At 69.6% G+C, this 23,111-nt stretch carries 24 protein-coding genes; 17 read left to right on the top strand and 7 right to left on the bottom strand.

What is annotated here, in order from left to right:
- Positions 1–8: 8 nt before the first annotated feature.
- Genes PV646_RS00210 through PV646_RS00200 form a run of 3 tightly spaced genes read right to left on the bottom strand, consistent with a single transcriptional unit; the run spans position 9 to position 4,286 of the window.
- A complete protein-coding gene (locus PV646_RS00210) occupies positions 9–1,412 on the bottom strand; it encodes a GntP family permease (protein ID WP_500339397.1) in 1,404 nt (467 codons plus the stop codon).
- Positions 1,409–2,992, bottom strand: a complete 1,584-nt coding sequence (locus PV646_RS00205) for an N-acyl-D-amino-acid deacylase family protein (RefSeq protein ID WP_500339396.1) — start codon at positions 2,990–2,992, stop codon at positions 1,409–1,411. Before PV646_RS00205 ends, PV646_RS00210 begins: the two co-directional genes overlap by 4 nt.
- Before the next feature lie 13 nt (positions 2,993–3,005).
- Positions 3,006–4,286 carry an amino acid deaminase gene (locus PV646_RS00200; protein WP_500339395.1) on the bottom strand — a complete coding sequence of 427 codons (1,281 nt, stop codon included), beginning with the start codon at positions 4,284–4,286 and terminating at the stop codon, positions 3,006–3,008.
- A 97-nt stretch (positions 4,287–4,383) separates the two neighbouring features.
- On the opposite strand from PV646_RS00200, the gene PV646_RS00195 reads away from it, so the two are divergent.
- The 5 genes from PV646_RS00195 (at position 4,384) to PV646_RS00175 (ending at position 7,809) form a co-directional block, all read left to right on the top strand.
- Positions 4,384–5,349, top strand: coding sequence for a sugar kinase (locus PV646_RS00195; protein ID WP_500339394.1), 966 nt, complete (start codon positions 4,384–4,386; stop codon positions 5,347–5,349).
- Positions 5,350–6,096, top strand: a complete 747-nt coding sequence (locus tag PV646_RS00190) for an IclR family transcriptional regulator (RefSeq protein WP_500339393.1) — start codon at positions 5,350–5,352, stop codon at positions 6,094–6,096.
- An 11-nt stretch (positions 6,097–6,107) separates the two neighbouring features.
- The gene (locus PV646_RS00185) at positions 6,108–6,488 is read left to right on the top strand and encodes a RidA family protein (RefSeq protein ID WP_189159655.1); all 381 of its coding nucleotides are present in this window, start codon (positions 6,108–6,110) and stop codon (positions 6,486–6,488) included.
- A gap of 77 nt (positions 6,489–6,565) precedes the next feature.
- Entirely contained in the window at positions 6,566–7,156 is a 591-nt protein-coding gene (locus PV646_RS00180) for a hypothetical protein (protein ID WP_500339392.1), read from the top strand.
- Positions 7,153–7,809 carry a hypothetical protein gene (locus PV646_RS00175; protein ID WP_500339391.1) on the top strand — a complete coding sequence of 219 codons (657 nt, stop codon included), beginning with the start codon at positions 7,153–7,155 and terminating at the stop codon, positions 7,807–7,809. The genes PV646_RS00180 and PV646_RS00175 overlap by 4 nt, the downstream gene beginning before the upstream one ends.
- A gap of 19 nt (positions 7,810–7,828) precedes the next feature.
- On the opposite strand, the gene PV646_RS00170 is transcribed toward PV646_RS00175, so the two are convergent.
- Positions 7,829–8,170, bottom strand: coding sequence for a DUF1844 domain-containing protein (locus tag PV646_RS00170; RefSeq protein WP_090067916.1), 342 nt, complete (start codon positions 8,168–8,170; stop codon positions 7,829–7,831).
- A gap of 282 nt (positions 8,171–8,452) precedes the next feature.
- On the opposite strand from PV646_RS00170, the gene infC reads away from it, so the two are divergent.
- The 5 genes from infC to PV646_RS00145 all read left to right on the top strand — a co-directional run bounded on the left by infC (position 8,453) and on the right by PV646_RS00145 (position 11,538).
- Complete coding sequence (infC, locus tag PV646_RS00165) at positions 8,453–9,064, top strand: translation initiation factor IF-3 (RefSeq protein ID WP_500339390.1); 612 nt, start codon at positions 8,453–8,455, stop codon at positions 9,062–9,064.
- 50 nt (positions 9,065–9,114) lie between these two features.
- Positions 9,115–9,309, top strand: a complete 195-nt coding sequence (gene rpmI, locus PV646_RS00160) for a 50S ribosomal protein L35 (RefSeq protein WP_086663968.1) — start codon at positions 9,115–9,117, stop codon at positions 9,307–9,309.
- Positions 9,310–9,388: 79 nt separating this feature from the next.
- On the top strand, positions 9,389–9,778 hold the full coding sequence (gene rplT / locus PV646_RS00155) for a 50S ribosomal protein L20 (RefSeq protein ID WP_090067920.1): 390 nt from the start codon (positions 9,389–9,391) through the stop codon (positions 9,776–9,778).
- On the top strand, positions 9,775–10,617 hold the full coding sequence (locus PV646_RS00150) for a TrmH family RNA methyltransferase (protein ID WP_500342209.1): 843 nt from the start codon (positions 9,775–9,777) through the stop codon (positions 10,615–10,617). Before rplT ends, PV646_RS00150 begins: the two co-directional genes overlap by 4 nt.
- 36 nt (positions 10,618–10,653) lie before the next feature.
- Complete coding sequence (locus PV646_RS00145) at positions 10,654–11,538, top strand: S41 family peptidase (protein WP_500339389.1); 885 nt, start codon at positions 10,654–10,656, stop codon at positions 11,536–11,538.
- A gap of 45 nt (positions 11,539–11,583) precedes the next feature.
- Here the strand turns inward: PV646_RS00145 and PV646_RS00140 are convergent, their stop codons facing one another.
- From PV646_RS00140 to PV646_RS00130, 3 genes are all read right to left on the bottom strand, one after another.
- The gene (locus PV646_RS00140) at positions 11,584–12,012 is read right to left on the bottom strand and encodes a hypothetical protein (protein WP_500339388.1); all 429 of its coding nucleotides are present in this window, start codon (positions 12,010–12,012) and stop codon (positions 11,584–11,586) included.
- Positions 12,013–12,168: 156 nt separating this feature from the next.
- Complete coding sequence (locus tag PV646_RS00135) at positions 12,169–14,871, bottom strand: hypothetical protein (RefSeq protein WP_500339387.1); 2,703 nt, start codon at positions 14,869–14,871, stop codon at positions 12,169–12,171.
- A gap of 2 nt (positions 14,872–14,873) precedes the next feature.
- Complete coding sequence (locus PV646_RS00130) at positions 14,874–16,655, bottom strand: HSP90 family protein (protein WP_500339386.1); 1,782 nt, start codon at positions 16,653–16,655, stop codon at positions 14,874–14,876.
- A 122-nt stretch (positions 16,656–16,777) separates the two neighbouring features.
- Between PV646_RS00130 and pheS the strand changes: the two genes are divergently transcribed.
- From pheS to PV646_RS00095, 7 genes are all read left to right on the top strand, one after another.
- The gene (gene pheS / locus PV646_RS00125) at positions 16,778–17,845 is read left to right on the top strand and encodes a phenylalanine--tRNA ligase subunit alpha (protein WP_439660556.1); all 1,068 of its coding nucleotides are present in this window, start codon (positions 16,778–16,780) and stop codon (positions 17,843–17,845) included.
- Positions 17,846–17,850: 5 nt separating this feature from the next.
- Complete coding sequence (gene pheT / locus PV646_RS00120) at positions 17,851–20,328, top strand: phenylalanine--tRNA ligase subunit beta (protein ID WP_500339385.1); 2,478 nt, start codon at positions 17,851–17,853, stop codon at positions 20,326–20,328.
- A gap of 221 nt (positions 20,329–20,549) precedes the next feature.
- Positions 20,550–20,990 carry a hypothetical protein gene (locus PV646_RS00115; RefSeq protein ID WP_500339384.1) on the top strand — a complete coding sequence of 147 codons (441 nt, stop codon included), beginning with the start codon at positions 20,550–20,552 and terminating at the stop codon, positions 20,988–20,990.
- A 3-nt stretch (positions 20,991–20,993) separates the two neighbouring features.
- Positions 20,994–21,383, top strand: coding sequence for a hypothetical protein (locus PV646_RS00110; protein ID WP_500339383.1), 390 nt, complete (start codon positions 20,994–20,996; stop codon positions 21,381–21,383).
- A complete protein-coding gene (locus tag PV646_RS00105) occupies positions 21,380–21,841 on the top strand; it encodes a hypothetical protein (RefSeq protein WP_500339382.1) in 462 nt (153 codons plus the stop codon). Before PV646_RS00110 ends, PV646_RS00105 begins: the two co-directional genes overlap by 4 nt.
- Positions 21,838–22,200, top strand: a complete 363-nt coding sequence (locus PV646_RS00100) for a hypothetical protein (RefSeq protein ID WP_500339381.1) — start codon at positions 21,838–21,840, stop codon at positions 22,198–22,200. Before PV646_RS00105 ends, PV646_RS00100 begins: the two co-directional genes overlap by 4 nt.
- 283 nt (positions 22,201–22,483) lie before the next feature.
- The gene (locus tag PV646_RS00095; protein WP_189159646.1) at positions 22,484–22,981 is read left to right on the top strand and encodes a hypothetical protein; all 498 of its coding nucleotides are present in this window, start codon (positions 22,484–22,486) and stop codon (positions 22,979–22,981) included.
- Positions 22,982–23,111 lie beyond the last annotated feature (130 nt).

The following is a 23,111-nucleotide window of genomic DNA, read 5'->3' as shown; positions in this document are numbered from 1 at the left end:
CTGTCTGGTTAGACGATCAGGCTGAGCACTGCGGCCACCACGAAACCGACCACCGAGAGGATGGTCTCGAGGACCGTCCACGACTGCAGCGTCTCCTTCACCGACAGCCCGAAGTACCGCGACACGATCCAGAACCCGCCGTCGTTCACGTGCGAGGCGATGATCGAACCGGACGCGATGGCCATCACGACGAGCGCGAGCTGCGGCTGCGAGTAGTTCAGGTCCGCCAGCACCGGTGCCACGATGCCCGCGGTCGTCACGATCGCGACCGTCGCCGAACCCTGCGCGATGCGGATGACACAGCTGATCACGTACGCCAGCGCGATCACCGGCAGGCCGATGCCCGACAGCTCGTTCGCCAGCGTCTTGCCGATGCCCGTCGCGGCCAGCACGGCGCCGAAGAAGCCACCGGCACCGACCACGAGCAGGATCATCGCGACCGGCTTCAGCGACGCGGCGGACAGCTCCGCGACCTTCTCGCGGGTCATGCCGCGCCGGAAACCCAGCAGCCAGAACGCGAGCAGCACCGAGATCGTCAGCGCCACCGCGGGCGTGCCGAAGAACGTGGCGATCGAGTACAGCTTCGAGCCCTTGGTGAGCAGGATCGAGCCGAACGTGCCGGCCAGGATCAGCACCAGCGGCAGGCCGATGATCGAGAGCACCAGGCCGAGTGACGGCGGGTCGCGGTCGTCGCCGCCGTTCTCCGAGCGGGCGGCCTCGGCCGCGGCCAGCATCTCCTCCGGGACGGGCACGTTGATGCGCTTGCCGATCCAGTACGAGTACAGGACACCGCCGACGAACCAGGACGGGAGCGCCACCGCGAGACCCATGATGATGATCCAGCCGAGGGACACCCCCAGCAGACCGGCCGCCGCCACCGGTCCGGGGTGCGGTGGCATGAACGCGTGCATGACCGAGAGGCCTGCCAGCAACGGCATGGCGAACAGCACGATCGACTTGCCGGACCGCTTCGCCGCCACGTAGACCAGAGGCGCCAGCACGAAGATGCCGATGTCGAAGAAGACCGGCACACCGAAGATCAGGCCGGCGAGACCGATCGCGACCGGCGCCTTCTTCTCGCCGAACGCGTTCATCAGCTTGTCCATCAGGACCTGTGCGCCACCGGACGCCTCGAGGATCGCGCCCAGCAACGTGCCGAGTCCGATGATCGCGGCGATGTGCCCGAGGATCGAGCCGAAGCCCTTCTCCAGCAACGAGTCCGAGGCCTTCTGCGCCGACCCGACCAGCTGCTCCACCGGCACGCCCGCCAGCAGGGCGACGAGCAGCGCGACGACGATCAGCGCGATGAACGGCTCGACCTTGAACTTGATGATCAGTAGCAGCAGCACCGCGATGCTGACTACCGCGAGGGTGAGCAAGCCCCCTGTTGAGTGTTGCAACCAGTCGATCACGGGCGGCTCCTGAGTGAATGGCCTGGCAATGAGCCGGTGGCGGTTCCGTCGTCGATCACCGTCACCCCGTTGCAGAACACGTACGGGATGCCGGCGGCCTGCTGTCGCGGCTCGTCGAACGTCGCCGTGTCGGCGATCGTCTCGGGGTCGAACAGCACCAGGTCGGCCGCGTAGCCCTCGCGGACCAGACCCCGGTCGGTGAGCCGCAAACGCTGGGCCGCGCGGCCGGTGAGGTGCTCGACGCACTCCTCCAGGCTCAGCACGCCCAGTTCGCGGACGTAGCGCGCGAAGTACCGGGGGAACGTCCCCCACGCGCGCGGATGTGGCCGGTCGCCGACCAGCAGCCCGTCGGAGCCACCGGTGTGCGCCGGATGTTTCATGATCGCCTGCACGTTCTCCTCGTGGCCCACGTGCATGAGGCACGAGGTACCCATCCGCTCGTCGACCAACACGTCGAAGTACAGATCGGCCGGGTTGCGCCCGAGCCGTGCCGCGGACTGCAGCACGCTGGCACCGACCAGGTGCGCGTTGCGGTCGTTGCGGACGCCGTTGATCTCGATGGAGTCCCAGTCGACCGGCACGCCGTGGCAGCCGTCCGAACCCGTCTCCTCGATCTCCTCGCGGATGCGTTCGCGGGTGTCCACATCGGACAACCTTGCCAGCGCGCTGTCCGGACCGCCCTCCGTGGCCCACGAAGGCAGCAGCGCGCTCAGGTAGGTGGCGCCGGGCAGGTACGGGTAGGTGTCGAGCGAGATGTCCGCGCCCCCGGCGATCGCGTCGTCCAGCAACGCCAGCAGTTCGGGCGCTCTGCCCTTGTTCACCGGGAAGTTCATCGTGGCGTGCGCGAGGTGCAACGGGCAGCCGGAGCGCTTCGAGACGTCCACCATCTCGGCGTACGCCTCCAGCGCGCCCGCGCCGTAGCTGCGGTGGTGCGGGCTGTAGAAGCCGCCGTAGTTGCCGACGACCTCGCAGAGCTGCACGAGTTCGGACGTGTCCGCGTACATGCCCGGTGTGTAGGTCAGCCCGGAGGACATGCCGAAAGCGCCCTCCACCAACGACTTCGCGAGCTTGTTCTTCATGACGAGCATCTCGGCCTCGGTCGCCGGCCGGTCGTCCCAGCCGACGGCGAGCATCCTGAGCGTCCCCTGCGGCACCAGGTACGCGGCGTTCACCGCGATGCCCTGGTCGAGCCGGTCGAGGTACTGGCCGACCGAGCGCCAGTTCCAGTCGAAGCCCGGCGGGTCGTCGTTCCACCCGGCGAGCTGGCCGCGCAACGTCGCGAGCACCTCGTCGTTCACCGGCGCGTAGGACAGGCCGTCCTGGCCGAGCACCTCGGTCGTGACACCCTGGGACACCTTCGCCAGGTGATCCGGTTCGGCGAGGATCCGCAGGTCCGAGTGCGAGTGCATGTCGATGAACCCCGGCGCGAGCACCAGCCCGTCCGCGTCGATCGAGCGGGTGGCCGAGATCCCGTCACCGATCGAGGAGATCTTGCCGTCCTTGATCCCCACATCCGCCTGGTAGGCGGGTGCGCCCGTGCCGTCGGCGATCAGTGGTCCGCGCAGGACGACGTCGTCCATCGGTGCACTCCTTCTAGAAGTAGGTGCGGATCAGGTCGACCACGGTGGTGCCCTGCACGACCGGGATCAGCTGCCACTTGTCGAACACGGTGCAGGGGTGCGACAGGCCGAGCCCGATCCAGTCGCCGACGCGGACCGTGGCCTCGGGACCGAGCTTGAGGAACGCGTGCTGGTCGTTCAGCGCGGTGACCTCCGCCTGGGCCAGCGGGGCGATCGCGCCGTCACCGCGGCGCACGAGCTGCGGTTCCGGCAGGCCCTCGTCGAACGACGCGTCGCGCTTGCCGATCGTCAGCAACGCCAGGTCGCGCTGCGGCCGTGACGTCACCTGGGCCCAGGCTCGCAGGGCACTTCGGAACGGCTCCACCCCGTCGATCCGGGAGAACGGCGAGATCCCGCGGTAGAACCCGTCGTCGTGCGTGATGTACGCACCGCTGCGCAGCACCGGCGTCACCGGCATCGGCCACGGCTGCGACAGCGTCGCCGCCACCTGGTCGAAGTACGCGCTGCCGCCCGCCGTGACGATCACCGAGTCCAACTCGTCGAGCAGGCCGCCGTCGGACAGGCGCAGCACGAGCGTGCGCAGGTCGTCGAGGTAACCGCCCACAACGGACTTGGACGTCTCGGACGCGTCGTGCGCCAGCGCGCCCTCGTAACCGCCCGCGCCCACCAGGCGCAGCACCGGGCTCTGGTCCACAGCCCGTGCGACCGCCATTGCGGTCTCCAGGTCACGCGCGCCGGTCCGGCCGCCTGGCGCACCGAGCTCGACCAGCACGTCGACCGGCCGTGACGGCTGGAACTCCTGCAGCGTCTCGGTCATCAGCGCGACCCCGGCCTCGGAGTCGGCCCAGCAGCTGAACTCGAAGCCCGGATCGCCGTCCAGCTCGCGGACGAGCCAGCGCAGCGCGGCCGGGTCGAGCAGCTGGTTCGCCAGCAGGATCCGCGAGACGCCGAAGGCCCGGTAGACCCGCAACTGCGACGCGTTGGCGGCGGTGATGCCCCAGACGCCGTGCTCGATCTGCCGCTGGAAGAGCTGCGGTGCCATCGTCGTCTTGCCGTGCGGTGCCAGCTTGACGCCGTGGTTGTCGCACCACTTCGACATCGTCGTCAGGTTGTGCGTCAACGCGTCGGCGTCCAGCACGACGAGCGGTCCGACGAACTCGTCGGCGAACAGGTCGAGACGCTGGTCCGCGACCTCGCCGATGGTCGAGCCGAACGTGCTCGACGGCAGGCCCTTGAAGCGCCAGTTGATCCGTTCCGACCTGATGTCCGCGACGGCCGTGAGGTCCATCTCCATCAGATGTTGCATATTTTGCAACTCCCATTGCGCGATGTGATGCTGAGTTGTGTAGCATTCGGTCTCGCCGCCGTCAACGAACACCTCTGGAGCGCGCATGCGGTTCGATCACGTCGGCGGTGTCGTGTGTCTCGGCGAGACCATGGTGATGATGGTTCCGGCAGAACCCGGTCCCGTGCACCTGGTGCGAACCTGGCACAGGGCCGTCGGGGGCGCCGAGTCCAACGTCGCCGTGCACCTGACGCGCCTCGGCGTGCGGTCGTCCTGGGTCAGCGCCGTGGGCGACGACTCGTTCGGGCTGGCGGTGCTCGACACCGTGGGCGGCTTCGGCGTCGACGTGTCCGGGGTGCGGGTCGACCCGACTCGCCCAACCGGCCTGTACGTCAAGGAGGCCTCGCCGCACGGCAGTCCGGTGCGCTACTACCGGCGCGGTTCGGCGGCGTCCGGCATGGGCCTCGAGATGATCGACCGGCTCGGCCTGGACGAGGTGAAGCTGGTGCACCTCAGCGGGATCACGCCCGCCCTGTCCGACTCGTGCCTCGCGCTGATGCGCGAGCTGCTGCGCCGGCCGCGGCACGGGTTCCGGATCTCGTTCGACCTGAACTGGCGCCCGGCGCTGTGGACCGACCGCGACCCGCGCGTGCTGCGGGAACTCGCGGACATGGCCGACGTCGTGCTGGCCGGCTCCGACGAGGCGGAACTCGTCTGGGGCACGGGTGACCCGTCCCGGCTGCGCAAGCTCCTGCCCGGTCCCGCCTCACTGGTGGTGAAGCAGGGCGCGGACGGCGCGACGCTGCTCGAAGGCGGGTCGTCGTACTTCGAGCCGGCGCTGAAGGTCGAGGTCGTGGAACCGGTGGGCGCGGGCGACGCGTTCGCGGCGGGCTTCCTCGCGGCCACCCTGGCGGGGGAGTCCCCGTCGGTGCGGTTGCGCGCCGGGCACCTGCAGGCGGCGTCCGCGTTGCTCACCGCCGAGGACGTCGGAGATCCTTTGGCGGACGACGTGACGGTTCCGCTGCTGCACGCCGACCCGCGAACCTGGGCGTCCGCCCGCCTGGAGGTCTGAATGAGCCAGAGTCTCGACAGAGCGCTCACCCTGGTGAACCAGCTCGCGACGGGCCCGAAGACGCTGGACGAGCTGTCCGGCGTGATCGGCGTCCACAAGTCGACGACGCTGCGGTTGCTGCGCACGCTGGAGTCGCACCGCTTCGTGCAACGCGACGGTGTGCACCATTACCGCCTGGGCACCGCGCTCTTCGACCTCGCGAACCTCGCCCTGGAGGAACGCGACGTCCGCCGCGCCGCCGAACCGGCGTTGCGAGACCTCAACTCCCGCCTGGGCCACACCGTCCACCTCGCGTCCTACGAGGACGGTGAGGTGATCTACATCGACAAGTACGAGTCCAGGCACCAGATGCGCATGTACTCGCGCATCGGCCGCCGCGCGCCGCTGCACTGCACGGCCGTGGCGAAGATCCTGCTGGCCGACCTGTCCGCGACCGCGTTGCAGAAGGTGCTGGCGGGCATGGAGTTCCCGCGCCTGACCGACAACACCATCCTCGGCCCGGCCGCGTACCTGGCCGAGCTGGACCGCGTGCGCGCCAACGGGTACGCAGTCGACAACTCCGAGCACGAGGACTTCATCCACTGCATCGCGGCCCCGATCAAGGGTGCCCGCGGCGAGGTGCTCGCGGCCGTGTCGATGTCCGTGCCGAAGGTGCTGCTCGACTACGAAGGCCTGCTGTCGCACCTGCCCGACCTGCTGGCCACCGCCGAAGCTGCATCAGTCGAATGCGGTTATGTTCCGAGATAAAGGGAGTTCCGTTGTCCAAGGTTGAGATCAAGACCGCTGACGCGCCGCAGCCGGTGGCCCGTTTCTCGCAGGGTGTGCGCAAGGGGAACATCCTGCAGGTCGCGGGCCAGGTCGCGTTCGACCCGAAGTCCGGCGACATCGTCGGCACCACCGTCGCCGAGCAGACGCGCCAGACGTTCGCGAACCTGCACGCCGTCCTCGCCGCCGGTGGCGCGTCCATCGACGACGTCGTGATGATCCGCGTCTACCTCACCGACACCGCGCACTTCGCGGAGCTGAACGAGGTGTACGGCGAGTTCGTCACCGACCCGGCGCCCGCCCGCACGACCGTCTACGTCGGACTGCCGGCAGGCCTGCTGGTGGAGATCGACGCGCTCGCCGTCGTCGACTGATCCGTTCGTCGCAACGGCGGTCCGGGGTGCCCAGCGGCGCGCCGGGCCGCTGTTGACGTTGTGACACGATCCGCACCATGAAGTGGTACGCGGACAGACCGGCAAGGTTCACGCGTCAACTGATCGCCGACCTCCTCGCCGTCGGCTGGGTCGCCCTCTGGATCTGGGTGGCCACCACGGTCCACGACTGGGTCCTGGAACTCAGGGCACCGGGAGACGGCCTGGTCAACGCGGGCGGCAGCATCCGTGACGTCTTCACCAACGCGGCCGCCAAGGCCAAGGGCGTGCCCTTCGTGGGCGAGGACCTGGCCGGTGCGCTCGGCAACGGCAGCAAGGCCGGCGAAACCCTGACCAGTGCGGGCAACGCGCAGATCGGCGTGGTCCAGGACTCCGCGTTCTGGCTCGCCGCCGCCATCGTCGTCATCCCCGTCCTCTTCCTGCTGATCACGTGGTTGCCGATCCGGCTGCGGTACGCGCGCAAGGCCGCGAACACGGCGAGGCTCCGGGACAAGCCCGACCTGCTCGCCCTGAGAGCGCTCACAAGCCTCAGTCCCAGGCAGCTCGCCAAGTTCGACGGCGATCCCGCCGTGGCTTGGCGGACGGGCGACACCGACGTCATCGACGAGCTCGCCAGGAGGCAGCTCGCGGCGCTGGGGGTGCGGGCATGATCGCGATCGCGGTGATCGCCGCCGTGGTGGCGATGTGCGCCATGGCCGTCGCCCTGTGGCAGGCGCGGGAGGCCAAGCACGCGCAGACGGCCGCCAAGGCCGCCGAACAGGCCGCCGGCAAGGCTCAGGAGGAGGCGCAGGCCGCGCGCCGGGCCGTCGAGCAGGCCACGGCCAGCGCGTTCCAGGCGAAGAACTCCGCCGAGGAGGCCAAGAAGGCCGCCATGAAGGCCGAGGAGGCTGTCGGGAAGGCGGCCGAGGAGGCCACGGCGTCGCGCATGCTCGCGGACGAGGCCCAGTTCACGGCGCAGCAGGCGACGGCCCAGATCAACGAGATCACCGAGCTCATCGCGATCGAGCGCAGCAAGCGGGGGATGCCCACGTTCGCGATCACGCCCGGGGCGCCCGACGAGTTCCGGCTCAGCTACTTCGGCGGGCCCGCGGTCATCGAGCAGCTCACCGTGTCCGTGGTGCCGGGTTCGAGGGTGCTCGGGCTCCAGCAGTACGACGACGAGCCGCCGGTCGAGCACCTGGAGGTCGGGCCGTTGCACAACGGTTCCACCGTCAGCTTCCGAGCCGCCACCGGGCAACGGGCCAGCGCGGTGTTCCAGGTCAAGGCCGAGCCGTGGGAACCGGTCGTGGTGCGGGCCGAGTGATCGGCCCGCACCACGCTGGTCAGTAGACGGGACCGGTGAACTTCTCGCCCGGACCCTGGCCCGGCTCGTCCGGCACGGCCGAGGCCTCGCGGAACGCGCGCTGCACCGACTGCAGGCCGTCCTTCAGCGGCGCGGCGTGCGGGCCGAGGTACTCGGAGGTGGCCGTGACCAGGCCGGCCAGGCCGGTGATCAGGCGGCGGGCCTCGTCGAGGTCGCGGCGCGGGGAGTTGTCGGGGTCCGGGTCCGCGAGGCCGAGGCGTTCGGCTGCGGCGGACAGCAGCATCACGGCCGCCCGGCTGATGACCTCGATGCTCGGGACATCGCCCAGGTCACGGATGCTGTCTTCCAGCGGATCAGTCACCCCGACATTCAAGCAAGCGCATGTCACAGAGCCTCGATTCGGGGGTTGACAAGAGCGTCTGCTAGTATTTCCGACGCGACCAGCTCTCGTGAGTGCGAGAGCGGCAAGTGGAGCCCCGCTCCCACCCGCGTTCACCGCTTCTTGAGGTGGCCGGGTCCGGTCCATCAGATCGCAGGCACACGGGTGTCAGCAGGTCGGGTGTGAGATCGGTCGGAAGCGGGCCCTGTCGTCATCGACGACGGGGCTCTTGTTTTTGGCGCAACCGAGTCTCAAAGGACGTGAATGACAAGTCCCTCGAACCGCGGTGCACCCGTCAGCACCGAGCCGCGCATCAACGACCGCATTCGGGTGCCGGAAGTTCGTCTGGTCGGGCCGAATGGTGAGCAGGTCGGGATCGTTCGCATCGAGGACGCGCTCCGACTCGCGCAGGAAGCGGATCTCGACCTCGTCGAGGTCGCCGCTCAGGCTCGCCCGCCGGTCTGCAAGCTCATGGACTACGGCAAGTTCAAGTACGAGACGGCGCAGAAGGCTCGCGAATCTCGTCGGAACCAGCAGCTGACGGTCATCAAGGAGCAGAAGCTCCGCCCGAAGATCGACCCGCACGACTACCAGACGAAGAAGGGCCACGTGGCCCGCTTCCTCTCGCACGGGAACAAGGTCAAGGTGACCATCATGTTCCGCGGTCGCGAGCAGTCGCGCCCCGAGCTCGGCTACAGGCTCCTGCAGAAGCTGGCGGAGGACGTCGCGGAACTGGGCTTCGTCGAGTCGAACCCGAAGCAGGACGGCCGCAACATGATCATGGTGTTGGCGCCGCACAAGAACATCAAGCCGCGCGTGGTCAAGAGCGACGACGACGCGCCCGAGGCGGACGACACCGCTTCGGAAGAGGCGTAGGACGCACGCCCGCCCCCGACTCCGGTGGGTAGCACGAGACGAGGACGGAAATGCCGAAGAACAAGACGCACAGCGGGACCTCGAAGCGCTTCAAGGTCACCGGCAGCGGCAAGATCCTCCGGGAGAAGGCCGGCAAGCGCCACATCCTGGAGAAGAAGTCCAGCAAGGTGACGCGTCGCATGAGCGGCACCGCGGTCGTGTCGGAGAACGACGCCCCGCGCATCAAGAAGCTGCTCGGTCTCTGACCCGCTTCGACACCCCCTAGCTAACTCGGGAAACCGGCCCCCGACGCCGGTTTCCCCATGAGATCGACAGGATGTACCCGTGGCACGCGTCAAGCGGGCTGTAAACGCCCAGAAGAAGCGTCGTACCGTTCTCGAGCTCGCCAGCGGTTACCGCGGCCAGCGCTCGAGGCTGTACCGCAAGGCCAAGGAGCAGGTGCTCCACTCGCTCAACTACGCGTACCGCGACCGCCGTGCGCGCAAGGGCGACTTCCGCAAGCTGTGGATCCAGCGCATCAACGCTGCGTCCCGTGCGAACGGCATGACCTACAACCGCCTCATCCAGGGCCTGCGCCTGGGCGGTGTCGAGGTCGACCGCAAGATCCTCGCGGACCTCGCCGTCCACGACGCCACCGCCTTCACCGCGCTCGTCGAGATCGCCCGCAAGGCGCTCCCGGCCGACGTGAACGCTCCGGCCGGGGACCAGGCCTGAGCCAGCACGCACGCGAGCACAACCGACCCGAGGCAGCTCCGTTCACCGAACGGACGCCTCGGGTCGTTGCTGCTCGCCACCTGACCCGCCGCCAGGGCCGTGACAAGGCCGGTCGCTTCCTCGTCGAGGGCGCCCAGGCCGTGCGTGAGGCACTCGCCTGGAAGTCCGGCGAGGTGCACGAACTCTTCGTCACGGCGACGGCCGCGGAACGCAACACCGAGCTGCTCCAGACCGCCTCGAACCAGGGCGTCCGGATCAGCGAGGTCGACGACAAGGCCGCAGCCTCCCTGTCGGAAACCGTGACGCCGCAAGGCATCGTCGCGGTCTGCGACGTCGTGCCGCAGCCTCTCGAGGCAGCGCTGCGGGGCACTCCCCGCCTCGTCGCCGTGCTGTACGGCGTCTCCGACCCGGGCAACGCGGGCACCGTCACGCGCGTGGCCGACGCGGCCGGAGCGGACGCGGTGATCTTCGCGGGCGACACGGTCGACCCGCACAACGGCAAGTGCGTGCGCGCCTCCACCGGCTCGCTCTTCCACCTGCCGATCGCCCGTTCCCGTGACGCCGACGAGGTCTTCGCCGCGTGCCGCCGGGCCGGGCTGAGGCTCGTCGCCGCCGACGGGTACGCGAAGCAGGACCTGGTCGAGGCGTCGGCGAACGGCGACCTGGCTCAGCCCACCGCGTGGGTCTTCGGCAGCGAGGCCCACGGCCTGCCCGACGACGTCGTGGCGAAGCTGGACACCTCGCTGAAGGTGCCGCTGTACGGCGCCGCAGAGAGCCTGAACCTCGCGACGGCCGCGGCGGTGTGCCTCTACGCCTCCGCCAGGGACCAGAGGAATTGAGCTGACGGGTGCCGGGCGCGCGGTTACTGTGCGCCCGTGCGTGAACCCGAGATCGAGATCCTGTGCTCCCAGCTCGCCTCCTACTACGTTTTCCCCGACACGGCAGCCGAAATCGCCAAGGTCCTGAGAGAGCGTCTGGAAGAGGGCGCTTACTCCGATGTGGACGATGACGAGCAGTTCGCGGCGAAGGTGACCGAGGACCTGCAGTCGGTCAACGGCGACAAGCACCTGCGCCTGCTCCACAGCGTCGAAGAGGTGCCCGAGACCGGCCAGGACTCGGCCTGGGACCCGGTGGCCTACCGGAAAGAAGCCGAGCAGGACGCCTTCGGCATCCACAAGGTCGAGCGGCTGGAAGGCAACGTCGGCCTGCTCGACCTCCGCCTGCTGCACGACGCCGAGATCGCCACGCCGGCCTACGTCGCCGCGATGAACCTGATCGCGCACACCGACGCGTTGATCATCGATCTGCGCAACAACCGCGGCGGCGACCCGCACACGGTCGCGTTGATCTGCAGCTACCTGTTCGACGAACCGGTGCACCTCAACGACATCTACAACCGCCCGGAAGACGTCACCCAGCAGTTCTGGACGCTCGCGCACGTGCCGGGTCCGAAGTTCGGCGGCAAGAAGCCCGTCTACGTCCTCACGAGCAGCCGCACGTTCTCCGGCGCCGAGGAACTGAGCTACAACCTCCAGCAGAACGAGCGCGCCATGCTCATCGGCGAGACCACCAAGGGCGGCGCCCACCCCGGCGAGCGCTACCGGGTCGGCCCGCACCTCAAGTCCGCCGTTCCCAACGGCCGCGCCATCAACCCGGTCTCCGGCACCAACTGGGAGGGCGTCGGAGTGGTCCCGCACATCGCGGTGCCCGAGGACGAGGCCTTCGCGGTGGCCTACGAGAAGGCGCGGTCTAGCCGATGAGCGCGCGTTGACACCGGGTTCGACAGGATGACGGCACGTCGGTGGTCACGGGCGCTGCTTCTTGGCGCGTCGCTCAGCGCCGAAGAACGGGAATCGCGACCGGACCGTTTTCGGTCGATCGTCGAAGTTGACCGTGCCGACGACACCCAGCTGGATCAGGGTGCCGTTGACGACGCCGACGTTGACGTTGCCCACCCTCTTCGCCTTGGGGCCGAACAGCACCTCGGGCCAGACGGTGTCGAGCAGACTGGAGAAGTGGCCGTCACCGTCGTAGGCGGCCTTGAGACCGTTCGCCAGTTCCACCGCGAGGTCGATCGTGTCGGACTCGTTTGCCGCGCGAGCCGCATCCAGTGCGTCGCCCAGTCCGGGAACCGCACGGACCGCTTCCTCCAGCTGCGTCAGAGCCGCGGAGTCCCACTCCTCCACACGACCGACGAGTGCCGCGGCAACGGACAACATCCACATGTCCACCATGATCAACCCCCAAGAAGTACGGCGTTGCAGGTCGAACCGCGCGAGAACGGTAACACTCGAGTGATTCGCGCCAGGGGCGTTCGATCCTCCAGGGGACGCGCTGATCGCCTCTGAGGGGAGCTTTCGCCCTGTCAGGCCGAAAGCTCCCCTCACCGGCTAGTCCAGACGGGCGGTCAGCTCGCGCACCAGCGGATCGGTACCGGACGGCTTGTTCTGGCGCCGCAACGCTTCCGACAGCATCGAGAGCACGTTGGAGACCTGGTTGTCGTCGGGCAGCAGTGATGCCGCCCGGCGCGCCTCGGCCTCCGCGCCCGCGGCGTCGTCGGCCACCAGCAGCACGTGTGCCGCCTTCAGCACGACGAACACCTGCCAGCCCGTGTCGCCCAGCGACACCACCAACGCCTCGGCGTCGCGGTACTGCTTCATCGCCTGCGCGAACTCGCCGGCCTGGCCGTGCACCCACGCGCGGATCGCGGCGATCTCCGCCTGCCGCCGGGTGACCTCCGTCGGCTCGTCCAGCAGCGGCAGCAACGCCTCGGCGTCGTTCACCGCCGCACGGGTCTCGGTGATCTCGTCGTCGGGCAGGCTCGAGGCCAGCTCGACCAGCGAGCCGATCGCCTCCGAGAGGTTGCCCTCCTGCTGCCACAGCGCGGCACCGGCCCGCCAGGACGCGATCGCCTCGTCGTGCTTGTCGAGGCGGCCCTGCACCGAGGCCAGCGCGTCGAGCAGGAACGCCCGGCGCCCCGCCTCCTCGGGAGGCAACAGGCCGGCCGCCTCACGCAGGTAGCGCTCGGCCGCCGGGAGTTCGCCCAGCTTGCGGCACACCTGCCCGAGCCGGAACACGACCTGCAGCCGCAGGTCCTCCTGGCCGTCCTGCACCAGCCGCAACGACTCCTCGAGCACCTCGGCGGCCTCGACGAACCGGTCGGTCTGCACGTAGCCGCCGCTCAGCGCGAAGCAGAAGTGCGCGGTGTGGCCGGGGGAGAGGTGCACGCGCGAGATCGCCACGGCCTCGCGCAGATCACCCAGGCAGGCGCCTTCCTGGTCGAGTTCCTGGATCGTCGCGACCTGGTACCAGCGGGCCTCCGCGGCTTCCGGCAGCGGGAACGCCGACACGAACTCACGTGCCGTCGCCACCGCCTCGGGAACCTTGCGCAGCAACGTCTCCAGCCGCAGCCGCAGCCGGTAACCCTCGAAGCGGGCGTTCAGCGGCAGCTCACCCGCCAGGACCGTCAGGACGTCCGCGTACGCGCCGTCGAGGTCCTGCTGCCTCGCCTTGTGCTCCGCCGTCTCGACCGCGACCCGGCCGCGCAGCTCCGGAACGTCCAAAGAGGACGCCAGCGCGATCATCTCGTTGCCGCGCTCGTGCTCGTGCGCGTCGTCGTACAGCTCGGCCAGCGTCAGCGCCGCGACCGTCCGGGTGTAGTCCGTCGTCGCCTCGGCCAGGCACCGTTCGGCGAGTTCCCGGCCTGCCGGGAGCCCCATCGCGAGCCGTGCCTGGTAGCGCAGCGCGAGGTCGGCGGGCAGTGCCGCCAGCAGTCCGTCGAACACCTCCGGGTCGAACGGCACGAGCCCGGTCGTCATCCGCCGGATGCCCGCGTGCGCGGCGAGATCGGGCGGCAGCAACGAGTCCATGTCCGCGGGCAGCGAGTCGAGCATCCGCCGCGCCTTCACGAAGTCGCCCTGGTCGTACAGCGCCACCATCGACTCGGCGATCTCCACCGGGTCGCCGAACAGCACCGACTGCTCGGGCACCGCGACCACCGGCGCGGCCGGCACCGCGAGCTCGACCAGCGGGTAGTCCTTCTGCTCCAGCGACTTCGTGATCCGGTCGACCCACGCGGCCGTGCCGTTGCGCTCGTCGAACTGCCGCGCGAGCTGCAGGGCCCGCTTCGACAGCCGGTCGAGCAGTTCGGCGGCCGTCCGGGTGCCGACCGCGGGGACCTCGAACACCGTGTCGGCCGGAAGTCGCTGCAACAGCACGGAAGCGCACTCCGCGAACGACATCTCGTCGGCCGGCAGCTGCACGCCCTTCACCTTGTGCAGCGTGCGGCGCAGGATGTCCTCGCCGCGCGACAGGTTGCCCGTCAACGCGCAGAACCGGATGTGCTCGTGCACGTACGAGGTGATCTCGTCGTCCTTGATCAACCGGTACGCCGTGGTGTGCGCGTGCGCGGCCTTCTCGAGCTCGCCGGTCTCCAGCAACGGCCACAGCAGCGCGGACAGGATGCCCTGCGGCTGCGTCGCGCAGCCGGTGTTGCCCGACAGGCCCTCCCAGCCGTGCGCGGCGGCCTCCTGGTGACGGCCGAGCCGCGCCAGCATCCAGACCTGCTCCTCGATCACGCAGGCCTCGCAGTCCGCCATCGGCCCGCGTTCCGTGGCGAGATAACGCCCGAGCTGTTCGGCCAGGCCCGTCATGTCACCGACGTGGTAGGCGTACTCGGCGCGGGCGCCGTGCACCGGCTGCACCGAGAAACCGAGCCTGCCGTAGCGGTCCGCGAGCTGCCCGATCACCGCCTGCAGCTGCTCCAGCGAGAACTTCGGGTCGCGGCGCAGCCCCGTCGCGATCCACTTGTGCGCCCAGTTCAGCGAGTGGACCTCGTACTCGTTGAACGCCTCGGGGTCCTTCTCCTCCGCGGCCCGCACCCACGCGAACGGCGCGAGCATCAGGTCGTAGCGCGACAGGTAGTACGCCGAGTCGATCAGCGCGGTCCGGCACGAGACGCCGAGCGGCAGGTGCCCGAGCGCGTCCGACATGCGCGCGGCCCGTTCCAGCGCCTCGTGCTTCGGCATGCCCGTGGGCATGTTGTACGCCTCCAGGAACGCCCGTTCCGCGTCCTCGGCGGTGAAGTCGGCCATGTTCACTTGCCCCCAACGGCGCGGTCGAGAAGTTCCAGGAACGAGCGGTTCAGCGCCGCCGTGTCCTTCGGTCGCATCGGCCGCCGAGCCTGCAGAACGGCGTGCACGTAAAGAGATTCGAGCGTCAGCTCCACCAGCGACGGGTCGCCCAGCCGCGCCAGCCGTTGCACGAGCGGGTTGCGGCAGTTGAGGACCAGCTGCTCGGCGCGCGACGAGTCGGACCCGGCGGTCAGCTGCCCGAGCAGCTCCGCCCACAACGGGTCCGTCACCTCCTCGGCGGTCTGCTCGGTGTCGAGCTTGCGCTGCTGCTCCGCGTTGCTGATCAGCAGCGCGGGCAACGAGACCGGGTCGAAGTCGCGGATCACCGCGTCGCAGTCGTGCCGGTCCAGCACCGCCGCGGCCTCGGAGAGCCGCAGCCGCAGCGCCGTCTCGACGTCCGGCTCCGGATCGGCCAGCGCCGCCAGCAGTTCCGACGGCGCGACCCGGCGCGCGACGGCCGGGCCGTCCAGCGCGCTGAGCCGGTTCAGCAGCTCCATGTCGTAGGCGTAGCCCGCGTTCACGAGCCCGAGCCCCTGCGCGGCCGCGACCGGCGCGAGCTGGTGGAACTCGTCGACGTCCGGGATGTAGAGGATCGCGCCGTGCTTGCGCTTGAACTGCCGCAGCGGGATCGCGCCCTCGGTCGTCTCGAACGGCAGCCAGCGCTCGACCAGGCGCAGCATCTCGTCGTCCGAGCGGGCCAGCGACTTGATGCCCAGGTGGTGCGCGGCCAGCAGCTCACCGGCCCGGCGCGGCTCGATCGCGTCCAGCCTGATCAGCCAGTCGCGGATCTGCTCACCCAGCTCCTCGCGCACCGCCAGCAGCATCTCGTCCTGGTAGAGCGACTCGCGCGACGCCGTCGGCCTGATCGCGGACGCGTCGACCACACACCGCACGAAGTAGGCCCAGTCCGGCAGCAGGCCCTCGACGTTGTCGCCGACCAGCATCCGCTTGAGGTACACCCGGTGCGTCTGGCGCGTGCCCGGATGCACCCCGGACGGCAGCACGAACGCGACACCGGTCAGTCCCGCCGCCTCGACCTCGATCGGGATCGACTCGAACGGCGTGAACCCGAAGACCTGCTCGCAGTACTCGGAAAGGTCCGCGTCCTCTCCGTCCTCGACACCGTCCCACGGGCGCACGCCACGGGTGACCTGGGTGCCGTCCAGCGTCACGACGGCCGGCAGCAGATCGCCGTAGTCGCTCACCAGCGGCCGCACGACGTCGGCTTCCAGCCAGTGGTCGTTGCCGCGTGAAGCACTCAGCCGCACCGACGTGCCGACCGGCACGCCGTCCGCGCTGTCCACTTCGGACACCGTGTAGTTGCCCGACGAGTCCGCCTCCCAGCGCACGGCCGGACCACCGCGGGCGGACCGCGTGATCACCGTCACGGACGAGGCGACGAGGAAGCACGACAGCATGCCGACGCCGAACTGGCCGAGGAACCCCTCGCGGGCGAACCCCAGGTCGTCCCGCTTCGACGTGCGGCCGAGCGTGGACAGCAGCTCGTGGACCTCGGCCTCGGTGAGCCCCACGCCGGTGTCGGTGATCGTCAGCGCCGGACCGCAGGTGATCGTGATGTCGGCGGGACAGGACGGGTCGAGCTCCCGCCGGGCCGTGATCGCGTCGACGGCGTTCTGCAGCAGTTCACGTACGTAGACGCGAGGGCTGCTGTAGAGGTGGTGGCTGAGCAGGTCGATGATGCCGCGCAGGTCGACGCGGAAGGTGTGCCCCATGATGCCGCCCATCCTAGAGACGACACGGGAGCCGGTGCCGCCCTTTAACGGAACGCTCCGGAGCGGTCACCAGCGCACCGACTAGGATCGGCCTGTTCATTACTGATGTCCGTGACGGGAGCTGTACTACAACCATGTCCGGAGCCAACGACCCGTACGACCCGAAGCAGGTCGCGGCGCTGTCGGCCGAGAACCTCGACGCGGCCGTGCAGAAGGCGCGCGAGGCGTTCGCCGGAGCCGCCGACCTCGAGGCGCTCGCCGCGGTCAAGCCCGGCCACCTCGGTGACCGGTCTCCCGTCCTGCTGGCCCGCCGCGAGATCGGCGCCCTGCCCCCCAAGGCCAAGGCCGAGGCCGGCAAGCGGGTGAACGAGGCGCAGTCCGCGATCAAGACCGCGTTCGACGAACGCTTCGCCGTGCTCCAGGTCGAACGCGACGAGCGGGTGCTGCGCGAGGAGTCCGTCGACGTCACGCTGCCCTGGGACCGCTTCCCGCGCGGCGCGCGCCACCCGATCACCACGCTCGCCGAGCGCATCGGTGACGTCTTCGTGGCCATGGGCTACGAGATCGCCGAAGGCCCCGAGCTCGAGACCGAGTGGTTCAACTTCGACGCGCTCAACTTCGGCAAGGACCACCCGGCCCGCTCGATGCAGGACACGTTCTACATCGCGCCGGGTGACTCGCAGCTCGTCCTGCGCACGCACACCTCGCCCGTGCAGGCCCGCACGCTGCTGGAGCGCGAGCTGCCGGTGTACGTCGTGTGTCCCGGCCGCACGTTCCGCACCGACGAGCTCGACGCGACGCACACCCCGGTGTTCCACCAGGTCGAGGGCCTCGCGATCGACAAGGGCCTGACCATGGGCCACCTCAAGGGCACGCTCGACGCGTTCGCGCGCTCGATGTTCGGCGAGGACTCGAAGACCCGCCTGCGCCCGAGCTTCTTCCCCTTCACCGAGCCGTCGGCCGAGGTCGACGTGTGGTTCCCGGAGAAGAAGGGCGGCGCCGGCTGGGTCGAGTGGGGCGGCTGCGGCATGGTCAACCCCAACGTGCTGCGCGCCACCGGCGTCGACCCGGACGTCTACTCAGGCTTCGCGTTCGGCATGGGCCTGGAACGCACCCTGCAGTTCCGCAACGGCCTTCCCGACATGCGCGACATGGTCGAGGGCGACGTCCGCTTCACCCAGCCTTTCGGAACGGAGGCCTGATCCGGATGCGCGTCCCGGTCAGCTGGCTGGTCGAACACCTCGGTTTCGACGAAGTCCCCACGCCCGACGAGCTCGCCGAGGCGTTCACCCGCATCGGCATCGAGGTCGAGGAGGTGACCCCGCTCGGACCGGTGACCGGCCCGATCGTCGCCGGTCGCGTCGTCGAGATCGAGGAGCTCACCGAGTTCAAGAAGCCGATCCGCTACTGCAAGGTCGAGGTCGGCCCCGAGCAGGTCAACCAGATCATCTGCGGCGCCACGAACTTCGTCGAGGGCGACTCGGTCGTCGTCGCGCTGCCCGGCGCCGTCCTGCCGGGCGACTTCGTGATCGCCGAGCGCAAGACGTACGGCCGCGTGTCGCAGGGCATGATCTGCGCCGCCGACGAGCTCGGCATCGGCGACGACCACTCCGGCATCCTCGTGCTGCCCACCGGCACCGCGCAGCCCGGCGACGACGCCATGGAGCTGCTCGGCCTGAACGACAGCGTCCTCGAGCTCGCGCCGACCCCGGACCGCGGTTACGCGTTCTCGGTCCGCGGCCTCGCCCGGGAGATCGCCTGCGCGCTCGACGTGCCGTTCGGCGACCCCGGCACGGTCGAGGTCCCCGAGCCCGAGGGCGAGGCGTGGCCGGTCCACATCGAGGACCGTCCCGGCTGCTCGCGGTTCGTCGCCCGCCGGGTCACCGGTGTCGACCCGACCGCGCCCACGCCGTGGTGGATGCGCCGCCGCCTGATGCTCGCGGGCATGCGCTCGATCTCGCTGCCGGTCGACGTCACGAACTACGTGATGCTCGAACTGGGCCAGCCGCTGCACGCGTTCGACGCCTCGGCGTTGTCCGGCGCGCTGACGGTCCGCCGCGCGCTCGCGGGCGAGAAGCTCACGACGCTCGACGACCAGGTCCGCGCCCTCGACGTCGACGACATCGTGATCGCGGACGACTCCGGCGTGATCTCGCTGGCCGGTGTCATGGGCGGTGCGTCGACCGAGGTCGGCGACACCTCCTCGGACATCCTGCTGGAAGCGGCGAACTGGGACCCGGCGTCCATCGCGCGCACGGTCCGCCGCCACAAGCTGCCGTCCGAGGCCGCGAAGCGCTTCGAGCGCACGGTCGACCCGGCGCTGGCCCCGGTCGCGCTGGAACGCGCCGCGAAGCTGCTCAACCACTACGCCGAGGGCCAGATCAAGCCCGGCCGCACCGACGTGGGCGTGCCGACGCTGCCCGAGGCGGTGTCGATGCCGATCGACCTGCCGGACCGCGTCGCCGGCGTCCGCTACGCGCGGGGCGTCACGGCGCGGCGGCTCGGCCAGATCGGCTGCCAGGTCTCGGTGACGACGTCGGAGGAGGGCCAGACGATCGTCACGGCCGTGCCGCCGACGTGGCGTGCCGACCTCGTGCAGCCCGCCGACCTGGTGGAGGAGGTGCTGCGCCTGGAGGGCTACGACACGATTCCGTCGGTGCTGCCGCCCGCTCCCGCCGGCCGCGGCCTGACCGAGCAGCAGCGCCGCCGCCGCACGGTGTGGCGCACGCTCGCCGAGGACGGTTTCGTCGAGGTCAAGCCGTTCCCGTTCATCGACCCGTCGGTGTTCGACGCGTTCGGTCTCGCGGCGGACGACATCCGCCGCAACACCGTCGGCGTGCTGAACCCGCTGGAGGCGGACAAGAACGTCCTCGCGACGACCTTGCTGCCGGGGCTCTTGGAGACGGTGCAGCGCAACCTCGCCCGCGGTGCGAAGGACGTCTCGCTCTACAACATCGCCCAGGTGACGCTGCCGCGCGCGCAGCAGGTCCCGGTGCCGGCGCTGGGCGTCGACCGCCGGCCGACCGAGGCCGAACTGGCCTCGCTGCTGGCCTCGCTGCCGCACCAGCCGCTGCACGTCGCGGGTGTGCTCACGGGTCACCGCGAACTGGCCGGTTGGTGGGGCAAGGGCCGCATCGCCGGCTGGTCGGACGCCGTCGAGGCAGCCCGCCGCGTCGGTGCCGCGTACGGCGTGACGCTGCGCGTCGTGGCGTCGGACCTGCTCCCGTGGCATCCCGGCCGTTGTGCCGAGCTGCGCGTCGGCGACTGGCCCGTCGGCCACGCCGGTGAGCTGCACCCGAAGGTGGTCGAGAAGCTGGGTCTGCCCAAGCGGACCGTGGCGTTCGAGCTCGACCTCGACGCGCTGCCGCTCGACGACCACCGCCCGGCCCCGATCGTGTCGGCGTACCCGCCGGTGCTGCTGGACGTGGCCCTGGTCGTCGACGACTCCGTGCCGGTGCAGTCGGTGTCCGAGGTCCTGGGCGCGTCCGCGGGCGACCTGCTCGAGGACATTCGCCTGTTCGACGTCTACACGGGCGAGCAGGTGGGCGAGGGCAAGAAGTCGCTCGCGTACTCCTTGCGCTTCCGCGCGGCGGATCGCACGCTGACGGTGGAGGAGGCGACCTCGGCCCGCGATGCCGCCGTCGCCGCCGCCGGCGAACGCGTGGGCGCGGCTCTGCGCGCCTGATCGGTTACACTTGGTGAGGCCCGGGATTCTTTGAGAATCCCGGGCCTTTTCGCGTAAGGACAGTCCTGACCTGTAGTCCGCGTGTGCGTGTAGCGGTTCCATGCTGGTTGACAACAGTGCCGCCAGGGCCCTCGTTCTCATGTCTTGTGCACGCTGTGTAGTGGTTGAGCGTTCTCCAAACTTGGTGCCGTACCCACCGAGCACCACCCCAGGAGAACCACATGCGCAAGCGCACCGCCCTCATCGCAGCAGTCGCCATCGTCGCCCTGGGCGGCGGCATCGCCTACGCCGCGTGGTCGAGCAACGGCTCCGGTTCCGGCACCATCGGCTCCACCACGAGCGTCAACTCGACCATCAGCCCGGTCAACGGTGCGGGCGGCCTGTACCCCGGCAACACCGTCAGCTTCTCGGTGACGATCAACAATCCGAACGGCTACCCCGTCAAGGTCACCTCGATCAGCGCCGGCGCGTCCGCGGAGATCGAAGGCTGCGCAGAGGGCTCGGTCACCAGCGTCGCCGTGAGCAGCCCGGCCGGCACGATCACCACCGGTCAGTCCGGCACCTACGTGCTGCAGGCCACCATGAACGCCAACGCCGGCGACGCGTGCCAGGCCAAGGTGTTCACCCTGCCGCTGACCGCGACGCTCGTCTCGGCTGCCTGAGTCGTGCGCCGCGCCCTGATCGTGCTCGTCGCGCTGCTGGCCCTCTCCCCGGTCGGCAGCGCGGCGGACAGCCCCGGCAAGGCCTTCACGATCGCGGACGCCGGCACAGCGACGGGGTTGGTCCCCGGTGGGACGGTGACCCGCAAGGTGCGGGTCACCAACCCCAACAACCAGGACATCAAGGTCTCCCGGCTGGACACCTCGGTCGGCAGGCCCTCCCCGAACTGCCCGGCGAACGCCGTGACCGTCGCCCCTCTCGCGGCGCCGGTCGTCGTCGCCAAGAACAGCTCCGCCGAAGTGGCGCTGACCGTCCGCATGGCCGCGTCCGCGCCCGACGCCTGCAAAAACCTCACCTTCCCCCTCACCTACTCGGGAACGGCGATCAAGCCATGATCAGCTTCAGGGAACTCGTCCGCCGGCGGTACGTCCGCAGGGGTGTCATCGTCCTCGCGGTCACGACGGCGGTGCTCGGCTCGGGCGTCGCCTACGCGGCCTGGACGAGCTCCGGAACAGGTACCGCGACCACCAAGGCCGGTACCGCACAGGCTCCGGTGGTGACCGGCGGCGCGGTCCCCACCGGCCTTCTCTACCCCGGCCTCAGCGCCGACGCGTTCGTCAACGTCCAGAACCCCAACCCCTACCCGGTGACGGTCACGTCGATCACGTCGAACGGCAGCGACTGCGGGGTCACGGCCATCGCGTCGAACCCCGGCGTCCAGCTGCCGGCACAGAGCGCCGCGACGTCCATCAAGATCACCGTGTCGATGGCGGCGAGCGCGCCGAGCACCTGCCAGGGCGCGACGATCAACGTGCCGGTGACCGTGACGATCGCGAGCGGGACCGGGGCATGAAGCGCTACGTGACCGCCGCCGCGGCGCTGTGTCTGCTCGTGGTGGCGGCACAGCCCGCGTCAGCGGCGTGGCAGACCTCCAAGAACGGTGTGGCCACGGCCAAGGCGGGGACCGTCCAGCCGCTGGTGATCACGTCGTGCGTGAAGGGCGGCACCACCGTCGTCAAGTGGGAGGCGGTGCCGGGCGCCACTATGTACACAGTATTGTGGCAACAGGGAAACGGGGCCGGTGCCGACTTCAACCGGAGCGCCACGACCTCCTCCCTGACGTACGGCGTGACCGCTTCGATCGACCGCATTCGAGTCCAGGCCACGGTCGGCAGCTGGCTCACGAGCTACACGCAGATAAATTGCCCATGAAAGTTCGCTCGATCGGCTGAATCCCCCGAACTGGGATTTGGGATCAAATCAGCAGGTGGTAGCCCTGCGTAGCTGTCAAGGTGCCAAAGGTCCCTCATTACAAGGGGAAATCGGCGCCCGTCGGACGCTTGCGCAGTACGTGAAGCTTCTCCAAGATTGGCGACGCGGCCCGCTAGGGCCGAGGGGCGAAGCGATGAACCACCGGGCGAGTATGGTCGCCGGTCCGGTGGGGAGCTAGAGGCGAACCCACCGCCTGGGAGCAACGACTCTGGAGAGTTGCGCCATGCGTAGTCTGGGTCCGCGCCTTGAGATCGCCGTGTCGTTGACGATCCTCATGGTCGGCGCGGCGGTCGTGGCGGCCATGCACCTGACGTGGCCGGAACCGGTGACGCCGGCGATGGCCTACTCCGTGAGCAGCGGCGAGTCGGGCATGCAGCAGCTCAAGCCGTTCGAGATCAACGACATCTCCGGCGCTCCCGTGGAGCTCACGCCGGGTGCCGTGGGTGAGCGCAAGGTGCGGCTGTCCAACCCCAACCCCGTCGGCATCATCGTCGAGAGCCTGTCCGCGGTGCCCGGTCAGCCGCTCGACGCCACCCAGCAGCGCGTCGAGGGGTGTCCGTCCGGTGTGCTGACGGTCGTGCCGCTCACCGACATCGTGGACATCCCCGCCGGTGGCGCGGTCGAGGTCGCCATGAGGGTCGAGGTCGCCCAGGACGTTCCGGCGGCGTGCGCCGAGCTCGTCTTCCCGCTCACCTACTCAGGTCGCGCGAAACACGGCTAGCGAGTCGTTCGCGCGCAGCACCCCAACGCGCCGCGCACGTCGAAGGCCTCGGTCAGCAACAGCAGTTTGGCTCCGGGGTTGATCGCCGTGCCGTCCCACTCGTCCCGAAGAGACTTCGATTTGTGCGAAC

It is taken from the genome of Streptomyces sp. ID05-26A, from assembly GCF_033794685.1.
GTDB lineage: Bacteria > Actinomycetota > Actinomycetes > Mycobacteriales > Pseudonocardiaceae > Lentzea.
Note: the sequence above shows the minus strand (reverse complement) of the source record. Positions and strands in the feature narration are given on the sequence as shown.

Coding starts and splice junctions, on each gene's coding strand:
- PV646_RS00205 (WP_500339396.1), bottom strand. CDS start 2,992: ATGGACGACGTCGTCCTGCGCGGACCACTGATCGCCGACGGCACGGGC.
- PV646_RS00200 (WP_500339395.1), bottom strand. CDS start 4,286: ATGGAGATGGACCTCACGGCCGTCGCGGACATCAGGTCGGAACGGATC.
- PV646_RS00195 (WP_500339394.1), top strand. CDS start 4,384: ATGCGGTTCGATCACGTCGGCGGTGTCGTGTGTCTCGGCGAGACCATG.
- PV646_RS00190 (WP_500339393.1), top strand. CDS start 5,350: ATGAGCCAGAGTCTCGACAGAGCGCTCACCCTGGTGAACCAGCTCGCG.
- PV646_RS00180 (WP_500339392.1), top strand. CDS start 6,566: ATGAAGTGGTACGCGGACAGACCGGCAAGGTTCACGCGTCAACTGATC.
- PV646_RS00175 (WP_500339391.1), top strand. CDS start 7,153: ATGATCGCGATCGCGGTGATCGCCGCCGTGGTGGCGATGTGCGCCATG.
- infC (WP_500339390.1), top strand. CDS start 8,453: ATGACAAGTCCCTCGAACCGCGGTGCACCCGTCAGCACCGAGCCGCGC.
- rpmI (WP_086663968.1), top strand. CDS start 9,115: ATGCCGAAGAACAAGACGCACAGCGGGACCTCGAAGCGCTTCAAGGTC.
- PV646_RS00140 (WP_500339388.1), bottom strand. CDS start 12,012: ATGGTGGACATGTGGATGTTGTCCGTTGCCGCGGCACTCGTCGGTCGT.
- PV646_RS00135 (WP_500339387.1), bottom strand. CDS start 14,871: ATGGCCGACTTCACCGCCGAGGACGCGGAACGGGCGTTCCTGGAGGCG.
- PV646_RS00130 (WP_500339386.1), bottom strand. CDS start 16,655: ATGGGCGGCATCATGGGGCACACCTTCCGCGTCGACCTGCGCGGCATC.
- pheS (WP_439660556.1), top strand. CDS start 16,778: ATGTCCGGAGCCAACGACCCGTACGACCCGAAGCAGGTCGCGGCGCTG.
- pheT (WP_500339385.1), top strand. CDS start 17,851: ATGCGCGTCCCGGTCAGCTGGCTGGTCGAACACCTCGGTTTCGACGAA.
- PV646_RS00115 (WP_500339384.1), top strand. CDS start 20,550: ATGCGCAAGCGCACCGCCCTCATCGCAGCAGTCGCCATCGTCGCCCTG.
- PV646_RS00105 (WP_500339382.1), top strand. CDS start 21,380: ATGATCAGCTTCAGGGAACTCGTCCGCCGGCGGTACGTCCGCAGGGGT.
- PV646_RS00100 (WP_500339381.1), top strand. CDS start 21,838: ATGAAGCGCTACGTGACCGCCGCCGCGGCGCTGTGTCTGCTCGTGGTG.
- PV646_RS00095 (WP_189159646.1), top strand. CDS start 22,484: ATGCGTAGTCTGGGTCCGCGCCTTGAGATCGCCGTGTCGTTGACGATC.